This is a genomic window from Dysgonomonas termitidis (assembly GCF_054657735.1).
The window spans coordinates 868,389-894,191 of the sequence record NZ_BAAHYD010000002.1 but is presented as its reverse complement, the minus strand read 5'-3'; the positions used below and the strand labels follow the sequence as shown (position 1 = coordinate 894,191).

The following is a 25,803-nucleotide window of genomic DNA, read 5'->3' as shown; positions in this document are numbered from 1 at the left end:
AAAAGTGAGGACAAGCCCATACGGGCTTTATCCTCACTACCTTATTTAAAGCCTAAAACCCCTTCTGATGTCATTTGTATCCGTTTTATAGTATTATCTTCATTATAATACAGGCGGTCGATACAGACCGAACGGCGGAAACTCCCACCTTGTGTCGGTATTGCCCCGTTGTGATATATGAAATACCACTGCCCTTTAAATTCGGTTATTGCCTGATGATTCGTATTGGAATTGCCTGCTATCTCGTTCAGTATGCCTTTATACTCCCAAGGTCCGTTTATACTCCGGCTCATAGCATATCCCAGTTTTTCGGGAAAGTACTGTGCGTATGACAGGTAATACCATCCATTATATTTGTGTATCCACGGTGCTTCTGTAAAGTTTGGCAAATCGACAGTCATTACCGGGCCATCCAGTTCAATCATATTTTCCTTCAGTTTTGCATAGTAGCATTGTGTGTTTCCCCAGAACAAGTATGCCTGGCCATCATCGTCTATCCATACCGTAGGGTCTATATCGTCCCATCCTATCGAGGTGTAGGCTGTAGTCATATCGTTAGTTATCAGCGCTGAACCTCTGGCATCCTTAAACGGGCCAAGCGGATTATCAGCCACTGCCACACCTATAGACTTGCCGGGTTTGGTACCATGTTCTACAGTTACATACCAATAGAATTTACCATCACGTTCGATAACCTGCGAAGCCCATGCTTCACCCTTTGCCCATGTAAAATCTTTTGCCCGCAGCGGGACTGCGTGTTCTGTCCAGTTTACCATATCATCCGACGAGAATACAAGCCACTCGTTCAGTTCATAATGATTCTGGGGAGGGAGACATTCATCATGGCCCGCATATATGTATAGTCTGTCGTTATGTACCAGCACTGCAGGATCGGCTGTATATTTATGTGTAAAAACAGGGTTGCCGGTTATCTGGAAAATCGAGTCCTGTACCGATCCATGTAAATTACACACAATAATGCAAAAAAGAAAAATAAGTTTCAATATTTTCATGGTTTTAAATATTTTTCAAGAAAGAAAGATTCTTTGGCCGGAATGAGGTTAACCTTTAATCACTCGTCTTTAATTTCTTTGACAAATATATATATGTGCAAGGCTTAGTATGGTGGACAAAAAAATATTAAAGGTGGACAAAACAGTATTTAAGTGTAAAAAATACATTTTTAATTTTTTATTACTAACTTTACTCAACCAAAAATCAGTTAACATGAAAAATACACTTATAGTTATAAGCAGTATCATTCTATCGTTATTATTCATACCGACAGCTAACGGACAAAATAATATATCATCAAAGTACATATTCAGCAGCATCAGTATCAATGAAGGACTCCCTGTGAATTTTGTAGACGATATATTCAAGGACAGTCATGGATTTATCTGGGTGGCGACCCAGGGAGGAGGCCTGTCGCGATACGATGGTTATGAATTTATAAATTTCAACGTAAACAGTTATCCTCTCTTTCTTAAAAGTAATTTTATACGGAAGGTAGTGGAAGACAATTTCAACCGATTATGGACAACATCCAATAATGGTATAGACATTATAGATCTCAAAACCATGAAGAAGGCGACTATTTCGCACAAAGATAATTTACTCGATACTGTATTAGATACCCCGGCTATTACAATATTTAAAGACAGGAAAGGTGGTATATGGGTGGTTTCGACGGAAAACATGTACAAACTGGAATTCGATGCCAAAGGAAATATACAGCGCATATACACAACCGTGCAAAAAGGCTCTCCTTATAGATTTACCTGCATCAGCGAAATTGACAATGAAATATGGGTAGGCAACGACGGCGCTGTTTATAAAATAATAGAAAGCCAAAAGGGAAACCTGAATCTGGAAATCATTTCTACACATTTCAACATATCCTCCAATCTATTCATCTCAAGTATTCTGAAAAAGAATAACACAATATGGATGGCTACCGAAGACGGACTGTTCAGATACGATGATATAAACCAGCCTCCGGCACATTACCTTCACAATACCCTGAACCAATATTCTATTTCTCAGAATATGGTTACAGACCTAAACATTGTAAACGGATCTATCATAGCGGGAACGCTACGCGGGCTGAACATTTACAATCCCGTTACTGACGAATTCGAACATATCACCCACAATAGTGGAGAGGAATCGCTGAACAGTGACTTTATCAACTGCATGCTTGCTGACGGTGATAACCTCTGGATAGGAACTGAATCGGGAGGTATCAATAAAATGACTTTACGCAAACTGGCCGTTAAGAATTACACTCATAACAACTCTGATAAGGGTAGCATATCGCCGAACCCCGTAAATGCCATTCTGGAGAGCCGCAACGGGAACTTATGGGTAGGAAGCGTGGAAGGTGGTTTGAACCTGATGAAAAAAGGGGAGTCATCTTTTACTCACTATATGGCCGGCCCGGGGTTACTCAGTCATAATACTATAAGTGTACTGGAGGAGGATAATGCGGGGAATTTGTGGATAGGAACCTGGGGCGGGGCGATAAGTATCCTGAACGAGAACAAACTCCCTGCCGTTTCCTATAAATATATAAGCCCTAACTTCAGTTTTATAGGAATTCTCAAATATGACCCGGTGAATAACGGGATGTGGATAGGTACCAACAGGGCTATTTATTGGTACGATATACAGAATAACAGCCTCGAAAGTCCTTTACCCGAGAATATGAACCAAAACATATGGGGAACACTGGGCAGTACCATAGACAAAAAGAACAGGTTATGGCTGGGATGCTCCGAAGGTCTGATACAGATAGACCTCAACTCCTATGATGAGCACGCTAAAAAATTCGCGGCACGCTTTGTTTCTCTGAACGAACAGGATGTTAACAAATTGTTTTTGAAAAATATCACATGCATCTTTCAGACACGCGACAATACAATATGGGTGGGCAGCAACGGGTATGGAATCTGCAAAATAGAAGAGACAGGCGGCAAATATATATCCCGTACATATACCACAGTACAGGGATTAGTTAACAATGCCGTATTCGGAATCCTGGAAGACGAACAGGGACTTCTCTGGATCAGTACGGGACGAGGCATGTCATCGTTCAATCCGCAGACAGAAAGATTTGTAAACTATACCAAAGAAGACGGACTCGCCAATCATCAGTTTTACTGGAATGCCTCTTTCAAATCGCCTGTCAGCAAGAACCTGTATTTCGGGAGTATGGCGGGGCTTACCGAGCTGAAAGGCAATTCCCAATATATATCGGGAGAACAGAAAGGTGTAACATTTACCAAACTGCAAATATTAAATCAGACTGTATGGTACAATAAAGGCAATTATATAAAGGAAGATATCAGCTATGCGAAAAAGCTTGACCTGCACGAACAGGATAAATCTTTCTCTATCGAATTTTCGGCACTCGACTACGACAATCCGTCGACTGTAGCCTATTCATACAGGCTTTTAGGTTTCGACGACAGATGGGTTGATGTTCCCGCAAACCGCCGCTTTGTAAGTTATACAAATCTCAGCCCCGGCACTTACAGGCTTCAGGTAAGGTGCATGGCTAAAGCCTCGGACTGGTCCGAAAAAATAACCGAGCTGGAGATAGATATCCACCCGTTTTTCTATAAAACAGTATGGTTCGTCAGCTTATGTATTATATTGCTTCTGGTACTGGGCATTCAGTTATACAAGTGGCGTATAAATTCATTGAAAAAACAACGCGAGATACTGCATATAAAGGTAGAGGAACGGACACATGCCCTCAATGAGCAAAAAAAACTGCTGGAAGAACAGGCGGTAGAACTAAAATTACAGAACACCATGCTTGTAGACCAGAATGAGAAAATCTCTTATCAGCGAAAACAATTGATAGAGATGTCTAAAAAGGTACAGGAAGCCATGGCTGACAGAATATCTTTCTTTACGAACATCACCCATGAATTCCGCACACCTATCACTCTTATTATAGGACCTATAGAAAGGGCTTTGAAACTGAGTACCAATCCTAAGGTTGTGGAACAATTGCAATATGTGGCCCGCAACTCGAAACACCTGTTATCATTGGTCAACCAACTGATGGATTTCAGAAAAGTAGAATCGGACAATATGAGCGTAAATCCGCTTGCCGGAAATCTTATAAATTTCCTGGATGAACTCCTCATTCCATTCGAATCCTTTGCGAACGAACGCGGCATAAAAATAAGGAGGGTGTACCGGATGCCGCAACCCCGGATAATGTTTGATGAAGAAGCTATCCGGAGACTGGTTACCAATCTTTTGGCCAACTCCATCAAATTTACGCCCGACAACGGTAGTGTAACTTTATATGTAAGTTCCATTAGCGGAAATAAAGGAGAAGATAAGCTATATATCTGCGTACAGGACTCGGGCATAGGAATAAGGGAGGAAGATCTTAACCGGATCTTCAACCGCTTTTTCCAGTCGGATACACGCACCAGATACCCAGTTTACGGACAAAGCGGCACAGGTATAGGACTCTATCTGTGCAAAAATATCGTCAACTTGCTCGAAGGCAGCATTGTAGCCAAGAATAACCATACAAAGGGAGCATCGTTCCGGATACTATTACCATTTACCCCTGCAACAGCGAGCGAACAACAGCCCGTCAGTGAAAGTTACATACCGTCCATAACCGGTGATATAGAATATGCCCCTGTTACAGAACAAAACGGACAACAGCTGGCAATACTCGTCGTGGAAGACAACATGGATATGCGTAAATATATCTGTTCCATATTGTCGGATTATTACAAAGTAATAGAGGCCGAAAACGGAGCAGAAGCTTTAAGAATACTGAAAACAGAACCCATCGACTTTATTATCAGCGACCTGATGATGCCCGTTATGGACGGACTCGAATTGTCTCAGAAAGTTAAATCCGACCTGTCTACTTCCCATATCCCATTCTTGATGTTAACAGCGAAAACATCGATTGAAACCCGGATCGGCAGTTATAAAATGGGCGCGGACGAGTTCCTTACCAAGCCTTTTGACGAAGAATTACTGCTTACAAGAATCAACAACATTCTGGAAATCCGCAAACTATATCAACGAAAATTCAGCTTGTACATGAATGTGGATGAACTGAATATTATAGAAGACTCGAACGACGAAAAGTTTCTCAAGAAAGCGATGGAAATCATAAAAGAGAATTATACAAATACAGAGTATGACGTGAGCGACTTTGTCAACGATATGGGGGTAAGTAAAAGCCTGCTCAATAAAAAGATGCAGATACTTACGGGGCAGCCCCCGAGCCACTTTATCCGTGATTTCCGACTATCCATTGCCAGAGAATTGATACTGAAAAGTAAAGGCAACAAAACCATTTCGGAAATAGCTTACGAAGTAGGCTTCAACGATCCGAAGTATTTCACACGTTGTTTTACCAAACATTTTGGTATTGCTCCCAGCGTTATGTCGAAAGATACGGACTAAGATGTGATTATTTACAGGAAATTTTATCTCCATAATAGCTGATAGTTTTTAGACATTCGCTGACAGTTCCTTGAAATCTTATGATAAAATTTAAAGATTCAATATTTATTAACTATATATATCTTTCTTTCCCGCCTGTAATGTATTCCGCATCAATGAGATGATAGTCATAGGGCCTACCCCCCCCGGAACAGGAGTAATATAAGATGCTTTAGGTGCGACTTCATCGAAAGCTACATCACCTTTCAGCCTGAAGCCCGATTTTGTCTCGGTAGATGGCACGCGGGTTGTACCTACGTCTATAACAACAACACCGTCTTTGACCATATCGCCTTTCAGGAACCCGGGAACACCAAGGGCGGCAATGATAATATCGGCGCTCAAACATACTTCCTTGATGTTTGGCGTACGGCTGTGGCAGACCGTTACGGTGGCATCGCCCGGATAACCCTTCTGCATCATCAGACTGGCTACAGGCTTACCTACTATATTACTACGGCCAAGAACAACGCAATGTTTCCCTTGGGTCGGTATTTCATATCTTTTCAGCAGTTCCAATATGCCTGCCGGAGTAGCCGAAACAAAGCAAGGCAGGCCGATGGACATGCGCCCTACATTGATAGGGTGGAAACCATCCACATCTTTACGGTAATCTATCGATTCAATCACTTTCTGCTCCGAAATATGCTTTGGGAGAGGCAGTTGGACTATAAAGCCATCTACGTCAGCATCATTGTTCAATTTATCGACGCAAGCTAATAACTCCTCTTCACTGACATTGTCTTCGAAGCGGATAAGGGACGATTTAAATCCGACTTCTTCACATGTCCGTACTTTACTGGCTACATAGGTTTCGCTGCCGCCATCGTGTCCGACTAGCACTGCTGCCAGATGTGGAGTTTTTCCTCCTGCGGCTTTTATTTGCGCTACTTCTTGAGCTATTTCCTTTTTTATCTGCGCCGAAATGGCTTTTCCGTCGATTAGTTGCATAGATATTGATTTAGTAATGTATTATAGTGCTTCCTGAGTGCAAATATACAAATATGAATGTAATAGAATTAATGATCCAAATGAAAAGAGGACATCCCTGTGCCCTCTTTTCCTGTTATTTGTTACTTACCTCTACTTTCTGCGTAGGGGCAAATTGACTATTCCGTTTGTCTACCGAAGCTATAAAGTTTTCAGCCAGATGAGCAAATGCCATACCTGTTATCGTATTCTCATTCAGGGCTACCGGCACACCTTTGTCACCTCCTTCGCAAATGCTCTGGACGATAGGTATTTGCCCGAGTAAAGGCACATTCATATCTTCCGCCAGATTTTTAGCTCCTTCTTTACCAAAGATGTAATACTTGTTTTCCGGTAGTTCGGCAGGAGTGAACCATGCCATGTTTTCTACCAGTCCTAATATCGGCACATTGACCTTATCATTGGTAAACATATTGATTCCCTTGCGCGCATCGGCCAGAGCCACCTCCTGAGGCGTACTTACCACTACCGCTCCCGTAATAGCCAGTGTCTGCACCAATGTAAGGTGTATATCACTTGTGCCGGGAGGAAAGTCGATAAGGAAATAATCGAGGTCTCCCCAATTTGCATCGGCTATAAGTTGCTTCAAAGCATTTCCCGCCATTGCGCCACGCCATACCACAGCATCGTTCTTGTTTACGAAGAAGCCTATGGAAAGCATCTTTACACCGTATTTTTCAACGGGAATAATATATTCCTTACCGTCTATAGGCTCTAAGTATGGCTGAGACTCTTCTTCATTAAACATTTTGGGAAGCGACGGGCCGAATATATCGGCATCCAGTAGGCCTACCTTATAGCCTTTTTTAGCTAATGATACAGCCAGATTTACAGATACGGTACTTTTTCCCACACCACCTTTGCCTGATGATATGGCAATGATATTTTTCACCTGAGGAAGAAGTGTCGCAGGCTTTGGTTGCTCTGCCTGTTTGGTTCTTACTTCTATATTACCTTTAATTTCAATGTCAGGATCTGCATATGTAAGTATAGCTGTCTCGGCTGCTTTTACAACCGATTTGATAAATGGATCGTTCGGTTTGTCAAACATCATGGAGAAACTAACCTTCATACCGTCGATATGTATATCGTCGGATACGAACCCCATTTCCACAATATCTTTCCCTGTACCGGGATAACGCACGTTGCGTAGTGCGTCGATAATCAGTTTAGGATATATATTAGCCATTTTTAGTTGATTGATTTAATTCGTTACTGCGTCCGTAACTGCGATACAGGTCTTTTTTGATTTCAATATCCGGTTCAGTCCAGTTATCACGTCCGGCGCACTCAAATTTTATATACTTGATATTTAAACCACGCGAAAGCCATTGTTGTTCATAGAATGTCTGTATTTTAAGAATATCATCTACGAGTCCCGAATGGTATAAGTCAGCAGACTGGAACAATACAGGCAGCGAATTAGCCTTCACCATTTCACAGGTATATGTAAACATGAAATTACTATCGGTCTTCAGGTGTATGATACCATTGTCGGACAGAATCTGACGATATAGTTTCATAAAACGGGTCGAAGTCATCCGCTTGTTTACCTTACCCATTTGCGGGTCGGGGAATGTTATCCAGATCTCGGAAATTTCCCCTTTGGCAAAGAAATGGATAACCAGTTCTATGTGCGTACGCAGGAAAGCTACATTGGCCAACTTTTCTTCGAATGACTGTTTCGCACCTGTCCACATCCTTGCTCCTTTTATATCTATTCCGATGAAATTTTTATCAGGGAACAGCTTGGCCAGGCCTACTGTGTATTCGCCTTTGCCGCAACCGAGTTCAAGAACAATCGGGTTGTCATTTCTGAAAAACAACTCGTTCCATTTGCCTTTCATCGCAAACCCTTTTTCTTGCAGAACTGCAAACGGATACTGGAATACGTGCGGGTATTCCTCCATGTTGGCAAATTTGGCAAGTTTATTCTTTCCCATTACTTTATATTAGCAAATTAGTATATTGACAAATCAGCACATTAGAACTGTTGCATATCACACAGTTTCCGGTAATATCCGTTCATCTCATACAATTCGTCGTGATGTCCGCGTTCTACAACGATGCCTTCGCTCATAACACATATTTCATCCGCGTTCTTGATTGTAGATAAGCGGTGAGCGATAACCAGCGTTGTACGGTTTTTCATCAGTTTTTCCAAAGCATCCTGCACAAGGCGCTCCGATTCCGTATCCAAAGCCGATGTTGCTTCATCCAGAATCAATATCTGAGGGTTTTTCAGTATGGCGCGGGCAATGCTGACGCGCTGGCGTTGCCCTCCCGACAGTTTGCTGCCACGGTCTCCTATACTGGTTTCATATCCTTTCTCTGTGGCGGTAATGAAGTCATGTGCATTAGCTACCTTAGCGGCCTCAATAACCTGTTCTATTGTAGCATTTTCTACCCCAAACGATATATTATTGAAAAATGTATCGTTAAACAGGATGGCTTCCTGATTCACGTTGCCCATCAGCGCCCGTAAATCGTGTACATCAGCATCTTTAATGTTGGTGTCGTCAATGTAGATACCTCCTTCATTTACATCATAGAAACGGGGCAGGAGATCGGCCATTGTTGATTTTCCTGAACCGGATTGCCCTACAAGCGCCACGGTCTTCCCCTTTGGTATTGTGATGCTGACGTCTTTTATTACCCAGTTTGTTTCGTATCTGAACAATACATTCCGGTAAGTGATCTCCCTGTTGAAAAGGATTGGTTTCGGGTTAGCGGGGTTCTTGATGTTGTTCTCTGCTTTTAGTATTTTGTCTATACGTTCTACCGAAGCCATACCTTTTTGGATAGCATATGCCGATCTGGACAGGTCTTTTGCCGGGTTGATGATCAGGTAGAAAATAGTCAGGTAATATATAAATCTCGAGGCATCCATATAGCCGCTTCCTTCCAGAATAAGTGAACCTCCGTACCATAACACCAGAACAATGGTCACCGTCCCCAACAGTTCGCTCATCGGATGTGCCAATTGTTGCCTGCGAGCAATACGGTTCGACATGTTACGGAATACATTGCTCGTTTTATCGAAGCGTTCGGTCATCTTTTCTTCGGCATTAAATGCTTTAATAATGCGCAGTCCGCCAAGGGTTTCTTCTATCTGCGACATCATGCTGCCCCATTGGCTTTGGGCTTCTACCGATTGCTTTTTAAGGCTCTTACCCACTTTACCCATGATGTATCCGGAAACAGGCAGCAGAATGAATACGAATATAGAAAGCTTCCAACTGATGAACAGTAATGTGCCCAGATATATTATAATCATAATCGGATTTTTACTAATCATATCCAGGGAACTCATCACAGAGTTTTCTACCTCACCCACGTCTCCGGTCATACGTGCCATGATATCCCCTTTGCGTTCATTGGAAAAGAAGCCAAGGGGTAAAGACAAGACCTTGTCGTTTATCTGTTTGCGTATATCCCTTACAACTCCGGTACGCACATCCGTAATGAAATAAGCGCTGAGATAGGTCGTTCCTGTTTTTAAGATAGTCATTACCACTAGTATCAGACCCAAAATGATCAGGACAGCAGCTCCCGAATGAGTATCCATAGTTTGGGAAAGATAGTAGTATGCATTGTTCTCCAAAATCTTAAAGTTGAATATACTTGAAGAATTCATAGGTATATATTCATAAACTTTATCGTTCACCTTAAATAGTATCTGGAGGATGGGAACAATTAGCGCGAATGAGAATATGTTAAGGAATGCGCTCAATATATTGAAGAATATATTAAGTGCGACTTGCCTTTTGTATGGCGGTACAAACCGCCTGATCAGTGAAATAAAATCTTTCATCCAAAGATGTTTAGTTAATAATAAGTATAGCCTCAGGAGAGGCTATTGCAAAAACGGCTGCAAGTTAGCTATAATTCTTTTCTTAATGAATATCTTTTATTTATTTTCACGAATACGGCTAACAATTCCAGAGAAAATTAGCAACCTTTTCATCCTGAAAAAATAATCAGGTCTTCTATATTTGATATATAAAAAGTAACAGATATATCAGTTAGCAGTAAACAGTAAACAGTATTTCATGCCCCGCTGGCGCGGACTTCCAGTCCGTGTCTTGTTGACAGTGCAAAAATGTTTGCTACGCAACACACAGACGGGACGTCTGCGCGAGCGGGGGGGAGTGGCTACACCTTTATTCTGTACTGCATCGTTGGTTAAACTCCTCCTGCTTTTAATGCAGGAGGAGGAATAGATAAATAGACAAATAAACCGGATTTATTCTGCTATACACCGGACAGAAAAGCCGTATGCGCGGACTAGGTTTTGGTAAGTTGTTGTTAAGTAATTGGTCAGGTACAAGAAGTACGCGAAGGAAGAACGGTCTTCCGTACTACTCCAGTAGTAGCCGTAGCCGCCCCGGCGGTCCAACAGCGAACTACCGTAGCTGCGGTAGCCGGCAGCCGGCAAATACAGAGCAGACCCAAAATTCAGCCCATTACTAAAGTTTGTCTCGCTTGTGTTCAATGTAGCTCCGGGGGGCATTGTCCGTGGATTCAGGGAGGTATCGACAACACCGTCCCATTCTGACCGTGTTGGCACACGATAATTTTGAGGACAAGGGTCATTAGCCGTTTTTGAAGCGTCTGACCATGAGCCGTTAGGTGCGTATGAAGTATTCCAACCGGCGATTGCGCCGGCCGGTGTGTCGACGGTAGCTACGACTGTAGGGCGACCCCACTGGAAGTAGTCTCCATTCAAATATTTAGCAGGAGTGAAAGGCTCGAGCATAAAATTAGCCCCTAGGTTATAGCAGAGGAAGTTCTGCCAGCCGCCTGCTGAGGTGAATGCCCCGCAGCAATTGCAATCCTGAAGGCTGACAGTCAGCTCGAATTTACGGTTTGTCCCCGCTCCGTCCGGCTGGTCGTTGAATACGGCGTACAATTTGGGATGGACAGCATTGTCGCGGATCACATTTAACAGGTCTGTCATCAGGGACGGTTTGTAAACCACTACGGCTTTACAAGGGTCGCCGGACGATATGTTCCCGCTATAGTCGTCATTCGGCGTCATACTTACGATAGCCTCCAGGGAAGCATCCTCCGCATAGAAGAACCGCACATTCGATACGTCGACCGACGGGGTAAAGGTGTACACCTGTGTGCCGGAGTAAAGCCAGGTACCACTCGCACTAGGATTTATCGCCGCTGGCGTCCCGTCTGTGGCGTCCTGTTCTTCTGTCTGTGTAAAATCGGTGCTGAAAGGCGCGCGGGCGGCCAGGTCACCGCAAGCTCCGCCGTCGTTACCCTGTGCTATATCGAAGATGGTTCTTCCGCTAAGCGTACCCGAAGCCGAACCGTCAGGCAGTGATGCCAGGTCGATCACCTCTACTATGGCCGGAGCCGGGCTGGTCGCCTCCGAGCAGGCATTTATCGCCTTTACGGTATAGGCGTAGGTACCAGCTACATCTTTGACGTTTTGCGGTACAGTGTATGTATTGGCAGTTGTTGTCCCGACCGGCGAACCACCCAGGTACCATTCATATGAGCTTGCCGTTCCTCCCGTCGCAGTGGCCGTCAGGGTAACAGCAGTGGTTGCCCCCTGGAGGATGGTTGTACCGCCACTGATTGAAACGCCTGTTATCCCGTCGGCACAAGGCTGGTCACAGAAGGAAACCCATTTCAGGGTGTTCCAGTATTCCACACAGTTGTTCGTTGTATTGTAAATCATAAGCCCGGGAGCATTAATCAATTCGTCGGCGGTAACTCCGCTTCCCGACGGATTTACAGGGTTTCCCGTATTAGTTCCTAAAAAGTAATCACGCCAGGCGTTACGCTCGGCGGTGGTCAGGTGCGGCAGGCGCAAGCCCGCTTTTGTACTGGCGGTGGAAACCTCCAGTACGGAAAAATCATGCGGAGGTACACCGTCGCCGACAGTCACCTGCGCATAGGATGGCATTGACAATAGCGCAAATAGCGCCGCCAGCAAACAGGCCGGCAGGAGGGTTTTCATTTTTTTTGGTTTCATAAAGCATGATTTTGGGTAAATTGTGTTGCATATATTTGTTGTAAAGAAGATTGTTACCCTGAGTTTCCCTGAGAAGGCACCGGGAGTATATACCCCCATGTAGCTCAGCAGGTACTCATAGTTTCCCAGTGTAAGCAAAAACTTAGGGAACCTGACAACCCCGGGAATACAGGGATGTAAAGTAACGGGATGACGTGTGGGAAAATACAATGCAGAACCACCCTGCCTGGCAGCACGGGATAAATCTGACGGTTCGGGATTTGATTGTGTGTTTTTATATATATTCAGCGATGCATTGAATGCGCGCGCGTATAGAATGTGTAGGATAACCGGAAAGGTAATACTAAGGCTTAGTCTCTCTCTCTCTCTCTCTCTCTCTCTCTCTCTCTCTCTCTCTCTCTCTCTCTCTCTCTCTCTCTAGTAAAATATAATTAAGCGCCAAATTTTCAGGAAGAAAAATGGCGTGTGATATTGTGTTTTTTCTATATGTTTCCGTCGTTATATGCATAGCGGAAAACGGCTTTTATTGTTCATTCAGGAAGTGGATGATATATGATTTTGACAAAGTTATGTAAAATTTTTGAATTATAAAGTAACAGAAGTAACAGTTTTTTCAGTCAACAGTCAACAGTTAGCAGTAAACAGTGAACTAACTTGTAACTCGTAACTGCCCTGGGGCGAAGTAACTTGTAACTATTAAAAAAGGTAACAGTATTTACAGTCATCAGTTAACAGTCATCAGTCAACAACTCGTAAGATGTAAAACTTTGCGCCTTTGCGTCTTTGCGTGAAACAAAACAAAACGCCAGCCAACTTGTAACCCGTAACTGCCCACAGGGCGAAGAAATAACATTCGCCGAAGCGAAGGCGAGGCAAATTTGTAACTGCTTTAATCAATCTTTCAATTATCTAATAAGCAAGGCGGGACGATTTTTGTCATAAAAAAAGAAGCCTTTTCTTCAAAGGCTTCCATACTTCATTATTAAATCTATTTATCACCGCGAAGCTGTACCGAGAAATATTGCGGCAATGGTTCCCCAGAAAATAACAACAAGTATAATACCTATTACCATCCATACCAATTGAGCTTTTGCCCAGTTGGCTTTACTTTCCGGAGTATTACTTCCGAAAGCCCATACGAACAGCATTATGAAATTTACTACGGGAATGATCATTATAAGCATAGTTATAAGCCATTCTCCTACACTAACCACAGATTTGTTGCTTTTGTCATACTGTTCCTGATTTTCCATAATAATGATTTTATAATTAAAAATAATAGAACGAAAACTTCACTAATGAATTGATTTATAGTCTGAGTTTCCGGTGCACTAAGATAAAAATAAAAATATTCTTTTCTTTTATATAAGTGTTTTTTTTAATTACCCGGATAATCTTTCGGCAATACCCCAAACTGCGCCTTGAAGCACTTCGCGAAATAAGAGGAGGAGCTAAATGCTACTTTCTCACATATCTCAGAGATAGGTAATTCTCCGTCACGCAGCAGTTCTGCCGCTTTATTCAGGCGGAACGTCTTCAGGTAATCGTTCGGAGACAAGCCTGTGATACCTTTCATTTTGCGGTAGAAGCTGGAACGGCTCATAAACATGGTTTCAGCAATCGTATCGATAGAAAAATCCGGCTCGGTAATGTGTTTTTCTATTTCGGCATGAAGCCTCTCGATAAACTCCTTGTCCTTCTTGGGCATAGCTATGTCTATAGCCGGTGTGGAAGGAGATGTTGTTATTATTTTCCGGAGGGATAGTTTCAGTTTCAGCAGATTTTCGATCTGCTTATGCAATTGCCTGATTGAGAAAGGTTTTTCGAGATACACATCGGCACCGTATTCCATACCTTCTATCTTTGCATCCAGTGTCACTTTTGCCGTTAGCAAGACAACGGGTATATGGCTATAGTTAATGTCGGATTTAACGGTTTTGCACAATTCGAACCCGTCCATTTCAGGCATCATCACATCACTCACAATAAGATCGACACTGTTTTCGGATAATATTTCCAAGGCCTCTTTGCCGTTGCCCGATTTCAATATGGAGAAGAAAGGCGCCAGCGAATCCGCAACCATATTAAGCAATTCCATATTATCTTCTACCAATAGTACCCTGAAATCTTTGAATGAAGCAGCCGTGTCATTTCCGGTATTCAGTATATCGGACGATTCAACGATGTCCTCTGCACGGGCAGCCTCATTGAATTTTTCCTCACTATACAACTTGGGGATAGACAGCACAAATGATGCCCCTCCCCAATCATTATCACCCAGGGACAAACTGCCTTTGTGGTTTTCGGTCAGCATTTTTGAAAAGGCCAACCCTATGCCTGTTCCTGTACTGGTATTGCTTTTTGCTTCCGATTGATAAAATGCATCGAATATCTTGACTTTCTCTTCATCGCGGATACCCGGCCCGTCGTCTGTTACGCTTATTTCGAAATGCCCGTCAAATGATTCTAACCGGAGTTCTATCTTCGATTCTGTGAATTTAATGGCGTTGCTTAGAAGATTAATGATAATCTTGGTAATTTTTTCTTTGTCTACCTGGGCCAGGAGCTCATTCTGTGGCAACAAAATGGTTAAGCTGATATGCTTCAGTTCTGCCGAATGGATAAATTGTGTATATATTTCCAGCAAGAGGCTGTTTATATTTTCTTCTTTAAGAATAAGTTGCATGTTCTGATTCTCTATTTTTTGAAAATCGAGAAGCTGGTTGACGATGTCGAGTAAATAATTTACGTTCTTGTTGATAACCGTCAGGTAATTAGATGATTTTGCATCTTCCTGCTGTTTTTCACTCAATTTATCCAGTGGCAGCTTTATCAGGCTCAAAGGGGTTCTTATTTCGTGTATCAGGTTGATAAAGAAGCCGATCTTGGACTGATATACCTCTTTCTCTTTTTCTATGCGGTATTCTTCCATCTGCCGTCCCAGTTTTCTGTTCGACCGGGTAATGAAATACCTGATCAGAAAGAAAACAGAGCCTGCGACACATAATGCGTAAATGATATATGCAGGTATAGATCTCCACCAGGGAGGCGAAATCCTAATTTTTATACTTGTACCCTGTTCATTCCATTTGTTATCATTGTTTGCGCCTTTTACCCTGAATGTGTATTGTCCGGGAGGTAAGTTGGTATAAGACGCGGTATTTGAGTTTTCGCTATTCACCCAATCTTTATCAAAGCCTTCCAGCATATACATATACCTGTTCCTGTTGGGTTCTTCGTAACTGAGGGCGCTGAACTCAAGTACAATGCTGTTATTGTCGTAGGGCAGAACTATTTGTTTGGCCATATATATGGGTTCGGATAAGTTGAGCAGTTCTTTGCTCCTGCTTTCGTCGGTGTTGTACAACCTGATATCGACAATATAGACAGGTGGTATATAGCTGTTTTCTTTAAACTCGTGAGGATAAAAAGCATTGAACCCGTTTATGCCGCCAAAATATAGTTTACCTGTACTGGCTTTCAGGGAAGCTTTATAGTTGAACTGGTTGCTTTGCAGTCCGTCTTCTTGTGTGAAAAGTTTTCTTATTGCCTTCTCTTTTGGATTCACTCTCAGCAGCCCGGCGTTGCTCGATATCCAGAAGTCCCCATGGTTATCTTCTTCGATGGAGTAAATGACATTGTTTGGCAAGGCTTGATTATGCGGGTCAAAGTCGGTAAACGACCCGGTTGCCGTATCAAAATAGCATAAGCCTCCGCCATTGGAGCCGAACCATATTCTGCCTCCCGAATCTTTGAAAAGAGTTATTATAGCATTGCTGGTTATCGAGCTGGATATTTTTTCGTCATGAGTATAATGCTTCCACTGATTGTTTTGAGGATCAAATCGGAATACGCCGGAGTTGTATGTCGCTACCCACAATTGGTTCTCATTATCTTCCAGTATATCAGAGACGGAAGTCATAGTCCCGACAAAATTGAGCGTTTCGAAATTGTCTTTTGTCCGGTTATACTTGCAGAGTCCCCAGCTGGTACCGATGTAGATATCGTCCCTGCTGTCTTTGTAAAGCGACAGGACATCGTTGCTGCAGATTGTAACAGACGATTCCCTGGCATGATAATACTCCGTCATTTTGTTTGTTTCGGGATTATATACTTTCAGCCCTTCGGCATAGGTTCCTATCCAGAGATTCTCTCCATCGAGGAGTAACGAACGGATATCCAGTTTTTGTATTTTTCCGGGAATAATATGTGTTTCCAGCTTTTGGGTGCTGTGATTAAGAAATTTCAACCCGTCTTGTGAACCAATCCAGATGTTCCTGTCCTTATCTTCGCAAAAACGGCTGATGACTTTACCCGTACTCAGGAGCGGGGCATAAGTGGGGCTATAATATTCGAATACTTTTGTCTGTTGCGGAAGATAATTTACTCCCCCCAGATAAGTCGAAATCCAGAAGCCGCCTTCAATGTCCTTTAATATGCTGTAGATAGACTGGTCGCTCAGGCTGCGCGGGTCTAAAGGATTGTCGATGCGTATGAACTCATTGTGCTGTATATTAAATATATATAAACCATTGTCGGAACCTACAAGAAGCTCCCATTCCGAAAATTGGGAAATAGCCCGTATAGTGCCTATATTCTGGCTGCTGCTGAAATATGATACCTGCTTTGTGGTATTATTGAGCATACCCAGATTATTTGTTCCCACACTGAACCATACTTTGTCGCCAAAAGCTTGTATGCAGTTGATTTTTAGATTTCCGAAATCTCTTTTATCCGGAAACAGTGTGAATGATTCTATATATTTACCGTCTTTATCATAGCATATAAGCCCTTCCTGCAATGAGGAAGAATAGATACGCGAAGAGTTATCTTCGCATATATCCCATACAAATGAGGAATATTGGCTGTTCTGGCTTAGGGTATCTGTTTCGGGATTGTAAACGAAAAGGCCCTGTCCCAGGGTCGCTATCCAGATAAGCCCTTTGCTTGTTTTTATTATCTTCTTTACTTCTCCGCTAATGGAAACTCCATATTGTGTTTTTTTATCGAAATGCCTGAACTTGTCTTCTTTCCGGTCATATACATACATGCCACTGCCTGTACCTACCCAGATATTCCTGTTTTTATCTTCGAATAAGGACTGGACGGAATTGTTGCCCAGCGAGAAACTATCCTGTATGTCATTTCTGTATACTTTAAATTTTCTGCCGTCGAACCGGTTAAGCCCGTCGCTCGTCCCGAACCACATGAAACCATAACTGTCCTGCAATATGCACCATGCCGAATTGTGCGACAGCCCGTCCTCTACCTGATACTTTTTGAAAAAGAACTGCTGTGCGGTCAGGGTGTCCGCAAAAAGATATATCAACAGAAAAAATAGCCAAAGTCTCTTCATTGTTTTTTCCAGATGGTATGCATTATAAGTAAAAGATAGCATTTAATGTAATATTGTCCCATTGTAACCAGCTATTGCTGCCGCAGATACAAAAGCAGTGGATAAGCCTGCGGTCTCGTTACTTTGTACCCGATGGTTTCTTTATCTTATCCGCCTCGGATAATGCTTCCCCAAAAACAGGGAAACCATCATCTCCCCATTCCATCTTTTGCAATCGGGGCGAACGCGTATCCATATCCCCGGAAGGGAGGGAGCCGTAAGGCTCTTTGTCTATGGCGCGCGCCTGATAAAGAAAATATATCTCCTTTTGGTCGGGAGATGGTATAAAGCAGGGGCTGCCCGTGCCAAACACCTGGTTTTCGGGATTCTGGACAAAAACAGGCTTGTCCGATTTTGTCCATGACGAAGGATTCAGCAAGTCGCTGTTTGTATCGGCGTATAGCATCCCTACAGAATAATATGGTGTCCATGTGCCGCTGGCCGAATAATAGATTAGTACCTTACCCTTATCTTTGGTATAGAAATAGTGCGGATCTTCATTCACATAGATAGGATAGCCGGTTTTGCTTCCGTCCGGATTTATCCATTGCCGTTCCCATTCATATTCAGGCCTGGAGATGAGTATCCTGTCCGAAGCCAAAGTCCACGGATTCTCCATCCTGGCAATATAAATGCATTGGGTTTCGGCTTCTATCCTGCGCTTTTGCCAACCTGACCAGATCATGTACAGCTTATCATTATGAGTGAATACACTCGGAAGAATAGCCCAATTGTCATCTTTATCCGTTTTTATGCGCCCTTTCATTGTAAATTCACCATCAAAGGGGCTCTTTGATGTGTTTTCAATGACATAAATCTGATGGTTATCCGTATTCCCGTCATCTGCTGCAAAATAGATATACCACTTATTATCTATGCGGTGCAGTTCCGGACCCCAGATATGAAACGAATTATTCTTATCTTTGGGTATCCAGACCTCTTTACTTGGCGCATTTTTCAGGTCGGTAATATCTTCTGTCTGCCATAGGATAATCTTATCATCGGCATCCTGCAGATAATAATAATGGCCGTTATTATACGTGGCCCAGGGGCGTGCTCCTGTTTGTAATAGCGGATTGGTATATGTTTCGGCCGGGGCATCGCCGGATTGTTTGGAGTTTGCTTCCTTTTTCTTGCAGGAAGATATCAGTGTGAGTAATATAATAAGGATGAGCGGAAACTTTAACGTCAGGTTCATGATAATGATATATTAAACGAATATACTTAGGCTAAACAATAAGCATTTTTTTGAAATCAGGCTTAAAGTTAAACTTTTTTACCAGATAAACCTGATTGTGAAACGAATTCATCAGAGTTTTCAGGAAACTTTTGTATATTACGATCCGATTCACGACTATAATTTCGCTATTTAAAATGTTGTGAAAAGAAAAAATATACTATATTTGCTGGTTGAAAAATAAAACGTATTTAGTACACTTAATAAACTTGAATTATGCATCTTTTTGCATAAATATAAAAACACATACATGACTCCATTATTTTATAGAGAACAGGAAAAGTTCTACGTCTCAGTCGATTGTATAATCCTCGGTTTTAAGGATGGTAAATTGTATTTGCTCATATCGAAGCGGAAATTTGAACCGCAGGAAGGCCAGGATACGCTGATGGGAGGATTTTTGCGATCGGATGAAAGCCTGTCGGAAACTGTTTCCCGTGTCGTTCTCGAATATACGGGTATCCAGGATGTATATATGGAGCAGGTCGGTACTTATGGTGAAATCGGTCGTGACGAAGGTGAGCGGGTTGTATCCATAGCTTATTATGCCCTGATAGACCTGGAAATGTTCGACGAAAATGTATGTGAGATACATAATGCCAGATGGGAAGAAGTGGAAAAAGTGGGTAAACTCGTATTCGACCACAACCAGATGCTGCGCGATACGATCGAAATATTGAGAAGGAAAACGGCAACACAGCCAATTGGTTTTAACCTGTTGCCCGAAAAATTCACTTTGCCCCAACTGCAGGCGCTTTATGAAGCCATTTACCAGACAACGCTGGATAAACGTAATTTTCGTAAAAAGATTCTGGAAATGGAGATACTCGAAAAACAAGATGAAAAAGATAAGTCGAGTTCGAAGAGAGGTGCATTCTATTATACTTTTAATAAAGAGAAGTATGATCAGTTGCTCCAAAAAGGATATTACTTTTCATTGTAAAAATAAAATAGTATTTAAACAAGGACTTAAAAGAGAGTATTTTACCAGGAGTGGTCGGAAGAAATTCCGATCACTTTTTGTTTTCTACGTTTTGAAGAAAATAGAAGGATCACCACCACACTGCACAACAATCATAGATATAATCAGGTTTCTCAATTCCATGGAAAATCTTCTTTTAGCAGTTTTATATCCAAGTTTATTAGCCTGTTTATATATCAAGATAAGTATAGCCACAATCAAAGTCATATATAGGATAACTTTTATTCCATTTTTATTGAGTGACACAAGAGTACTCACATTTAGTTCCTGCTTTATAAATCGGAAGAATACTTCGATATCCCACCTTCGCCTGTAAGCGTCCGTAATATCTTTGGCTGATAAGTTAAGCACATTGGTGATAAACCAAAATTCTTTATCAGGATCATCTTTGCTTTGTGCTACAATTAAGCGAAAAGGTACTTCTACCAGCTCTTCTTTGTAATGGATATTACCTCGTTTATTATTAATAGGCTTACCGGTATATAAATAAACTTCACTATCTTTCAAAAGCATCAAACTACCCAAGTCTAGATCAATATCATCGCTTTTCAAGGATTTTAGTTCAACATGTTTTCGATTCTCTTTTGCTCTTATTATAAAAGGGATAGATTCTCCGGAAAAATCTTTCATGGTTCTAGCTGACTGCAATCCTCTGTCCAAAATGTAAATATTGTGATGTCCGGTTTCTTGTTTCACATGACTTCTTATAACCTCAGGTAAAGCTGTTTCTTCGCCAGAGTATTTGGAGTCTGTAAATATCTTAACATCACAAGGTAAAATGCCATCAAAAGCAATGCTATACTTAACTGACTTCTTTCCGTTTTTATGGTCAATACCTTCTTCTAAGAGTTTGCTACAAGCTTCACTTACCATTGAAGAATCAACTCGTATCAGATTATATTCCTCTTTTTCTGTCGATGAATAGGCTGCTGAGAATTGTTCATAAATACATTCATATATTTGTTTGAAGAAGTCCGCATCAATCTTAGAAAGCCGTTCTGATATGGAACTTCGGCGAACACTCTCTGATTTGTCTAAGTTAAAAAGCATCTTGAAGACTGGATCATTAAAGGTATCCTCTAAGGTTCGCTGACTTAATCTGTCATTCTCTAAAATGCCATACATCAAAAGGTAAAACAATTTCTTGCCATGCAGAACTTTTGAATAATAGTCAACTTTTGTATTTTCGGATAAATGACTTAAAAGTGCCTCTGGAATAACTCCCAATAGTTGATTTATTCCAATCCTATGATCTTTAAATATTGCCATAAATATATGATTATCAATACTTAAAGATAATAAAACTATGTGATAAAAACAAACATAATCAGCTTAATATCAAATGATTATATAAAAAAATAGTCGGAAGATATTTCTTCCGACCACTCCTGGTATTTTACTCTCTTTTTTTATTAAATATGTTTTACAACATATGATAAATAAGTGTGCATCTAAACACTTATTGCTAACATTGCAAGTGTAAACGCTACACTTATTTAAAGAGAGCCTTATAATAGTAATTGAACCATATATACCATTATGTTGGAATCACTTAAAAAAGAAGTATTTGACGCTAATCTCGATTTAGTAAAACACGGATTGGTAATTTTCACTTGGGGAAATGTCAGTGCAGTCGATCGCGAAAAAGGATTGGTTGTGATTAAACCATCAGGTGTATCATACGATACAATGAAGGTTGAAGACATGGTCGTTCTAGATTTGGACGGGAATATTGTGGACGGTAAGCTGAAACCATCTTCGGATACGGCTACCCATCTTGTATTATATAAAGCTTTTCCGAATATCGGAGGGATTGTACATACCCATTCCACATATGCGACATCGTGGGCTCAGGCCGGTTGTGATATACCTAACATTGGTACTACCCATGCCGACTATTTCAAAGATGAAATCCCATGTACAAGGCAGATGACAAAGGCTGAGATCGAAGGCAAATACGAACTGGAAACAGGAAACGTGATTATAGAGCGCTTTTCTGATCTGAATGCCGATTACACACCGGGAGTACTGGTAAATAACCACGGTCCTTTCTCATGGGGTAAGGATGCGCATAATGCTGTACACAATGCTGTAGTATTGGAACAGGTAGCCAAAATGGCATATATAGCCTATTCAATCAATCCTCAACTGAAAATGAATGAGGAGCTGATAAAAAAGCACTTTTTCAGAAAACATGGTCCGGGTGCATATTACGGACAGTAAGAGTCAGTTAACAGCTAACAGTAAATACTTATAACTCATAATTTATAACTCATAATTTATTAATATCATGGATTTCAAAGATTTAGAAGTCTGGTTTGTAACCGGCGCACAATTGTTATATGGTGGAGATGCAGTAGTTGCAGTAGACTCCCATTCTACACAAATGGTAAAGGCTCTGAATGATTCAGGCAAACTTCCTGTAAAGATTGTTTACAAAGGTACGGCCAATTCTTCTCCGGAAGTTGAGAAAGTATTCAAAGAAGCAAATAATGATACAAAATGTGTCGGTGTTATCACTTGGATGCATACGTTCTCGCCTGCTAAAATGTGGATTAAAGGGCTTCAGAATCTGAGAAAACCATTGATGCACCTTCATACACAGTTCAATAAAGAAATTCCTTGGAATGAAATAGATATGGACTTCATGAACCTGAACCAGTCGGCTCATGGAGACCGTGAATTCGGACATATGGTGAGCCGTATGCGCAAAAACCGCAAAGTGGTTGTAGGTCACTGGAGCGAAGAAGGCGTTCAGGCTAAGATAGCGAACTGGATGCGTGTTTGCGCAGGATGGGCAGATTCTCAGGATATGCTTATCATCCGCTTTGGAGACAATATGAACAATGTTGCTGTAACAGACGGAGATAAGGTAGAAGCTGAAATGCGTCTGGGTTATCACGTAGACAATGCTCCGATTGCGACTTTGGTTCCATATGTAGAAGCAGTTACAGATGCTGAAATAGATGCGTTGATTACTGAGTACGAAAAGATATATGACTTTGCTGCCGATTGTAAAAAAGGGGCCGAAAAATACCAGTTTGTGCGCGATGCTGCAGCTCAGGAAATCGGTCTTCGCCGTTTCCTTCAGGACAAAGGAGCCAAAGGGTTTACTACCAGCTTCAACGAGTTGGCAGGCATGAAACAATTGATGGGATTTGCTTCTCAGCGTCTTATGGCGGAAGGCTACGGATTCGGAGCCGAAGGAGACTGGAAGTCGGCTGCATTGGTTCGCACAATGTGGGTGATGGGACAGGGTCTGCCGGGCGGACAGTCATTCCTTGAAGATTACACATTGAATTTCGACGGTGAGAACAGCACTATTCTGCAATCTCACATGCTCGAGATCAATCCCGATATAACAGGTACAAAACCACGTATCGAAGTTCATTTCTTAGGTATAGGCGATGCCCGCACTTGTGCCCGTCTGGTATTCCAGGCTCATAAGGGTGAAGGTGTAGCTGCGACAATCGTAGATATGGGAAATCGTTTCCGTATGATTGTAAATGAAGTGAAAGTGGTAGAACCTAAACCGCTGCCAAAATTACCAGTGGCCTGTGCCTTGTGGAAACCGATGCCTAACCTCGAAGTGGGTGCAGGAGCATGGATTCTGGCAGGAGGTACTCACCATTCAAGCTTCTCCTTCTCTGTAACTACCGAGATGTTGGAAGACTATGCCGATATCGCAGGTATCGAACTGGTGACTATCGATGAAAATACAACTATAAACAACTTCAAGTTTGAGTTGAAAGTAAATGAAGTGTACTACTTATTAAATAAATCGTTAAATTAAGGTTCTGGGGTACTGTGAGTAGTGATTATTCTCAGTACCCTATTTTTTAGTCCCTGTCCCCCGGAGGGGAAATCAAGACAAGGGGAAAAATAACAAGAGAAAGTTAAATTATAGCCTATCCGGCTTCCCCCTTTGGGGGATTGAGGGGGCCCAAACTAATATAAATATGAAATATACAATCGGACTTGATTATGGCTCAGATTCCTGTCGGGCAGTAATCATCGAAGCTCAATCCGGAAAAGAAATAGCTTCGTCTGTAAAATATTATAAGAGATGGATGAAGGGTCAGTATTGCGACCCTCAGGCCAATCAATACAGGCAACATCCGCTCGATTACGTTGAGGCATTGGAAGAATCGGTGAAGGAAGCTTTGAGTAAATCACCTGCCGGAACCGCTGAAGCTGTTGTCGGCATGTCGTTCGATACTACCGGTTCCACTCCTGCCCTGATCGACAAAGACGGACAGATACTGGCGTTGCGTCCCGAATTTGCAGAAAATCCGAACGCAATGTTCATCTTATGGAAAGACCACACTGCTATCAAAGAAGCGGCAAAAATCAACGAAGTAGCTAAACGATGGCCTATCGATTATACAGCATATGAAGGCGGTATTTATTCCAGCGAATGGGTTTGGGCAAAAATCGCTCATGTACTGAAAGCTGATAAATCCATTGTAAACGATGCATACAGTTGGGTGGAACATTGCGACTGGATGCCTGCATTAATTACAGGGACTACAAAGCCTGCCGATATAGTAAGAGGCCGTTGTGCTGCCGGACATAAGGCCATGTGGCTGAAAGAATGGGACGGGCTCCCTACCGAAGAATTCCTTGTAGAAGTGGCTCCCGAACTGAAAGGTTTCAGAGACAGACTGTTCCACGAAACATATACAAGTGATGTAAAAGTCGGTAACCTTACGCCGGAATGGGCTGAAAGATTAGGCCTGACAACAAATGTAGCGGTAGGTGTCGGAGCTTTCGACTGCCATATGGGTGCAGTAGGAGCGGAGATCGAGCCTAAAACGTTCGTCCGTGTCATCGGGACTTCTACTTGCGATATTATGGTGGCTTCGTATGAAGATATGCATGGTAAACTTGTTCCGGGTATTTGCGGACAGGTAGACGGTTCTGTTATTCCGGGTATGATCGGCCTTGAAGCCGGACAATCGGGTTTCGGAGATATCTACGCATGGTTTAAGTCCGTGTTGGCATGGCCTTTGGAAAAGATACTGAAAGAATCTGCGTTGGTCGATCAGGCTACAAAAGATAAACTGATAGAAGAAGCTTTAGATAAGATGATCCCTGCCTTATCGAAAGAAGCGGAGAGAATACCTGTATCGGAAAGCTCGGTACTGGCTATCGACTGGATGAACGGACGCCGCACACCTGATGCCAATCAATTGGTGAAAGGTACCATTACAGGATTGAACCTTGCCAGTTCTGCGCCGCTCATATTTAAAGCTTTGGTAGAAGCTACGGCATTCGGTTCCAAGGCTATTGTAGACCGTTTCCTTGAAAATGGCATCGAAATAAACAGCGTAATCGGCATCGGTGGTATATCTTTGAAATCGCCGCTTGTTATGCAGACTTTGGCCGATGTGCTGGGTATGCCGATCAAAGTAGCTAAATCGGAGCAGGCTTGCGCATTCGGTGCTGCTATGTTTGCATCGGTAGCTGCTGGTATTCATCCTGATATTAAGGCCGCGCAAAAAGCAATGGGACAAGGTTTTGCTTTTGAATATAAACCTGATATGGCCAAGCATGAGGTATATATGAAATTATATGCTAAATATCAGAAGCTGGGTAAATTCACAGAAACAGAATTATTTAACTAAATGAAAAATGAAAAGTGAAAAGTGAAAAATTATGCGAAGCGACAATGATTGGGTCTTTATTTTTCATTTTTCACTTTTAGT

The 25,803-nt window shown here is 42.1% G+C and carries 16 protein-coding genes; 5 read left to right on the top strand and 11 right to left on the bottom strand.

All coding sequences use genetic code 11. The annotated features are described in order from the left end of the window. Positions 1-41 precede the first annotated feature (41 nt). Entirely contained in the window at positions 42-1,013 is a 972-nt protein-coding gene (locus tag ACYQ3L_RS07695; RefSeq protein ID WP_379994287.1) for a glycoside hydrolase family 43 protein, read from the bottom strand. Between the two features lie 214 nt (positions 1,014-1,227). Between ACYQ3L_RS07695 and ACYQ3L_RS07690 the strand changes: the two genes are divergently transcribed. Next, positions 1,228-5,457, top strand: a complete 4,230-nt coding sequence (locus ACYQ3L_RS07690; RefSeq protein ID WP_379994286.1) for a hybrid sensor histidine kinase/response regulator transcription factor — start codon at positions 1,228-1,230, stop codon at positions 5,455-5,457. 108 nt (positions 5,458-5,565) lie between these two features. Here ACYQ3L_RS07690 and folD read toward each other — a convergent pair whose 3' ends face one another. The 9 genes from folD to ACYQ3L_RS07645 form a co-directional block, all read right to left on the bottom strand. Next, on the bottom strand, positions 5,566-6,447 hold the full coding sequence (gene folD / locus ACYQ3L_RS07685; protein WP_379994285.1) for a bifunctional methylenetetrahydrofolate dehydrogenase/methenyltetrahydrofolate cyclohydrolase FolD: 882 nt from the start codon (positions 6,445-6,447) through the stop codon (positions 5,566-5,568). Positions 6,448-6,562: 115 nt separating this feature from the next. Continuing rightward, complete coding sequence (locus tag ACYQ3L_RS07680) at positions 6,563-7,675, bottom strand: Mrp/NBP35 family ATP-binding protein (RefSeq protein WP_379994284.1); 1,113 nt, start codon at positions 7,673-7,675, stop codon at positions 6,563-6,565. Then, entirely contained in the window at positions 7,668-8,429 is a 762-nt protein-coding gene (gene trmB / locus ACYQ3L_RS07675; RefSeq protein WP_379994283.1) for a tRNA (guanosine(46)-N7)-methyltransferase TrmB, read from the bottom strand. The genes ACYQ3L_RS07680 and trmB overlap by 8 nt, the downstream gene beginning before the upstream one ends. A gap of 41 nt (positions 8,430-8,470) precedes the next feature. Beyond that, on the bottom strand, positions 8,471-10,300 hold the full coding sequence (locus ACYQ3L_RS07670; RefSeq protein ID WP_379994282.1) for an ABC transporter ATP-binding protein: 1,830 nt from the start codon (positions 10,298-10,300) through the stop codon (positions 8,471-8,473). 432 nt (positions 10,301-10,732) lie between these two features. Then, positions 10,733-12,481 carry a fibrobacter succinogenes major paralogous domain-containing protein gene (locus tag ACYQ3L_RS07665; protein ID WP_379994281.1) on the bottom strand — a complete coding sequence of 583 codons (1,749 nt, stop codon included), beginning with the start codon at positions 12,479-12,481 and terminating at the stop codon, positions 10,733-10,735. Between the two features lie 343 nt (positions 12,482-12,824). Then, a complete protein-coding gene (locus tag ACYQ3L_RS07660; protein WP_459952374.1) occupies positions 12,825-12,989 on the bottom strand; it encodes a hypothetical protein in 165 nt (54 codons plus the stop codon). 487 nt (positions 12,990-13,476) lie between these two features. Further along, a complete protein-coding gene (locus tag ACYQ3L_RS07655) occupies positions 13,477-13,734 on the bottom strand; it encodes a hypothetical protein (protein ID WP_379994280.1) in 258 nt (85 codons plus the stop codon). A gap of 125 nt (positions 13,735-13,859) precedes the next feature. Further along, a complete protein-coding gene (locus ACYQ3L_RS07650; protein ID WP_379994279.1) occupies positions 13,860-17,837 on the bottom strand; it encodes a hybrid sensor histidine kinase/response regulator transcription factor in 3,978 nt (1,325 codons plus the stop codon). Positions 17,838-17,955: 118 nt separating this feature from the next. After that, positions 17,956-19,068 carry a glycoside hydrolase family 43 protein gene (locus ACYQ3L_RS07645; protein ID WP_379994299.1) on the bottom strand — a complete coding sequence of 371 codons (1,113 nt, stop codon included), beginning with the start codon at positions 19,066-19,068 and terminating at the stop codon, positions 17,956-17,958. 295 nt (positions 19,069-19,363) lie between these two features. Between ACYQ3L_RS07645 and ACYQ3L_RS07640 the strand changes: the two genes are divergently transcribed. Beyond that, positions 19,364-20,056 carry an NUDIX hydrolase gene (locus ACYQ3L_RS07640; RefSeq protein ID WP_379994278.1) on the top strand — a complete coding sequence of 231 codons (693 nt, stop codon included), beginning with the start codon at positions 19,364-19,366 and terminating at the stop codon, positions 20,054-20,056. An 84-nt stretch (positions 20,057-20,140) separates the two neighbouring features. Here the strand turns inward: ACYQ3L_RS07640 and ACYQ3L_RS07635 are convergent, their stop codons facing one another. After that, on the bottom strand, positions 20,141-21,364 hold the full coding sequence (locus tag ACYQ3L_RS07635) for an IS4 family transposase (protein ID WP_459952373.1): 1,224 nt from the start codon (positions 21,362-21,364) through the stop codon (positions 20,141-20,143). A gap of 270 nt (positions 21,365-21,634) precedes the next feature. Between ACYQ3L_RS07635 and araD the strand changes: the two genes are divergently transcribed. The 3 genes from araD (at position 21,635) to ACYQ3L_RS07620 (ending at position 25,722) form a co-directional block, all read left to right on the top strand. Then, positions 21,635-22,318, top strand: a complete 684-nt coding sequence (gene araD, locus ACYQ3L_RS07630) for an L-ribulose-5-phosphate 4-epimerase (protein ID WP_380000260.1) — start codon at positions 21,635-21,637, stop codon at positions 22,316-22,318. A 67-nt stretch (positions 22,319-22,385) separates the two neighbouring features. Continuing rightward, positions 22,386-23,888: an L-arabinose isomerase gene (gene araA / locus ACYQ3L_RS07625; protein WP_380000258.1), complete on the top strand. Its 1,503-nt coding sequence runs from the start codon at positions 22,386-22,388 to the stop codon at positions 23,886-23,888. A 166-nt stretch (positions 23,889-24,054) separates the two neighbouring features. Next, positions 24,055-25,722 carry a ribulokinase gene (locus ACYQ3L_RS07620; RefSeq protein ID WP_380000256.1) on the top strand — a complete coding sequence of 556 codons (1,668 nt, stop codon included), beginning with the start codon at positions 24,055-24,057 and terminating at the stop codon, positions 25,720-25,722. The last annotated feature ends 81 nt before the right edge of the window (positions 25,723-25,803 follow it).

Bases quoted from the DNA above. Each gene is read 5' to 3' on its own strand.
- ACYQ3L_RS07690 (WP_379994286.1), top strand. From the start codon at position 1,228: ATGAAAAATACACTTATAGTTATAAGCAGTATCATTCTATCGTTATTA.
- ACYQ3L_RS07655 (WP_379994280.1), bottom strand. From the start codon at position 13,734: ATGGAAAATCAGGAACAGTATGACAAAAGCAACAAATCTGTGGTTAGT.
- ACYQ3L_RS07680 (WP_379994284.1), bottom strand. From the start codon at position 7,675: ATGGCTAATATATATCCTAAACTGATTATCGACGCACTACGCAACGTG.
- folD (WP_379994285.1), bottom strand. From the start codon at position 6,447: ATGCAACTAATCGACGGAAAAGCCATTTCGGCGCAGATAAAAAAGGAA.
- ACYQ3L_RS07650 (WP_379994279.1), bottom strand. From the start codon at position 17,837: ATGAAGAGACTTTGGCTATTTTTTCTGTTGATATATCTTTTTGCGGAC.
- trmB (WP_379994283.1), bottom strand. From the start codon at position 8,429: ATGGGAAAGAATAAACTTGCCAAATTTGCCAACATGGAGGAATACCCG.
- ACYQ3L_RS07640 (WP_379994278.1), top strand. From the start codon at position 19,364: ATGACTCCATTATTTTATAGAGAACAGGAAAAGTTCTACGTCTCAGTC.
- ACYQ3L_RS07620 (WP_380000256.1), top strand. From the start codon at position 24,055: ATGAAATATACAATCGGACTTGATTATGGCTCAGATTCCTGTCGGGCA.
- ACYQ3L_RS07660 (WP_459952374.1), bottom strand. From the start codon at position 12,989: ATGCATATAACGACGGAAACATATAGAAAAAACACAATATCACACGCC.
- ACYQ3L_RS07665 (WP_379994281.1), bottom strand. From the start codon at position 12,481: ATGAAACCAAAAAAAATGAAAACCCTCCTGCCGGCCTGTTTGCTGGCG.
- ACYQ3L_RS07695 (WP_379994287.1), bottom strand. From the start codon at position 1,013: ATGAAAATATTGAAACTTATTTTTCTTTTTTGCATTATTGTGTGTAAT.
- araA (WP_380000258.1), top strand. From the start codon at position 22,386: ATGGATTTCAAAGATTTAGAAGTCTGGTTTGTAACCGGCGCACAATTG.
- ACYQ3L_RS07670 (WP_379994282.1), bottom strand. From the start codon at position 10,300: ATGAAAGATTTTATTTCACTGATCAGGCGGTTTGTACCGCCATACAAA.
- araD (WP_380000260.1), top strand. From the start codon at position 21,635: ATGTTGGAATCACTTAAAAAAGAAGTATTTGACGCTAATCTCGATTTA.
- ACYQ3L_RS07635 (WP_459952373.1), bottom strand. From the start codon at position 21,364: ATGGCAATATTTAAAGATCATAGGATTGGAATAAATCAACTATTGGGA.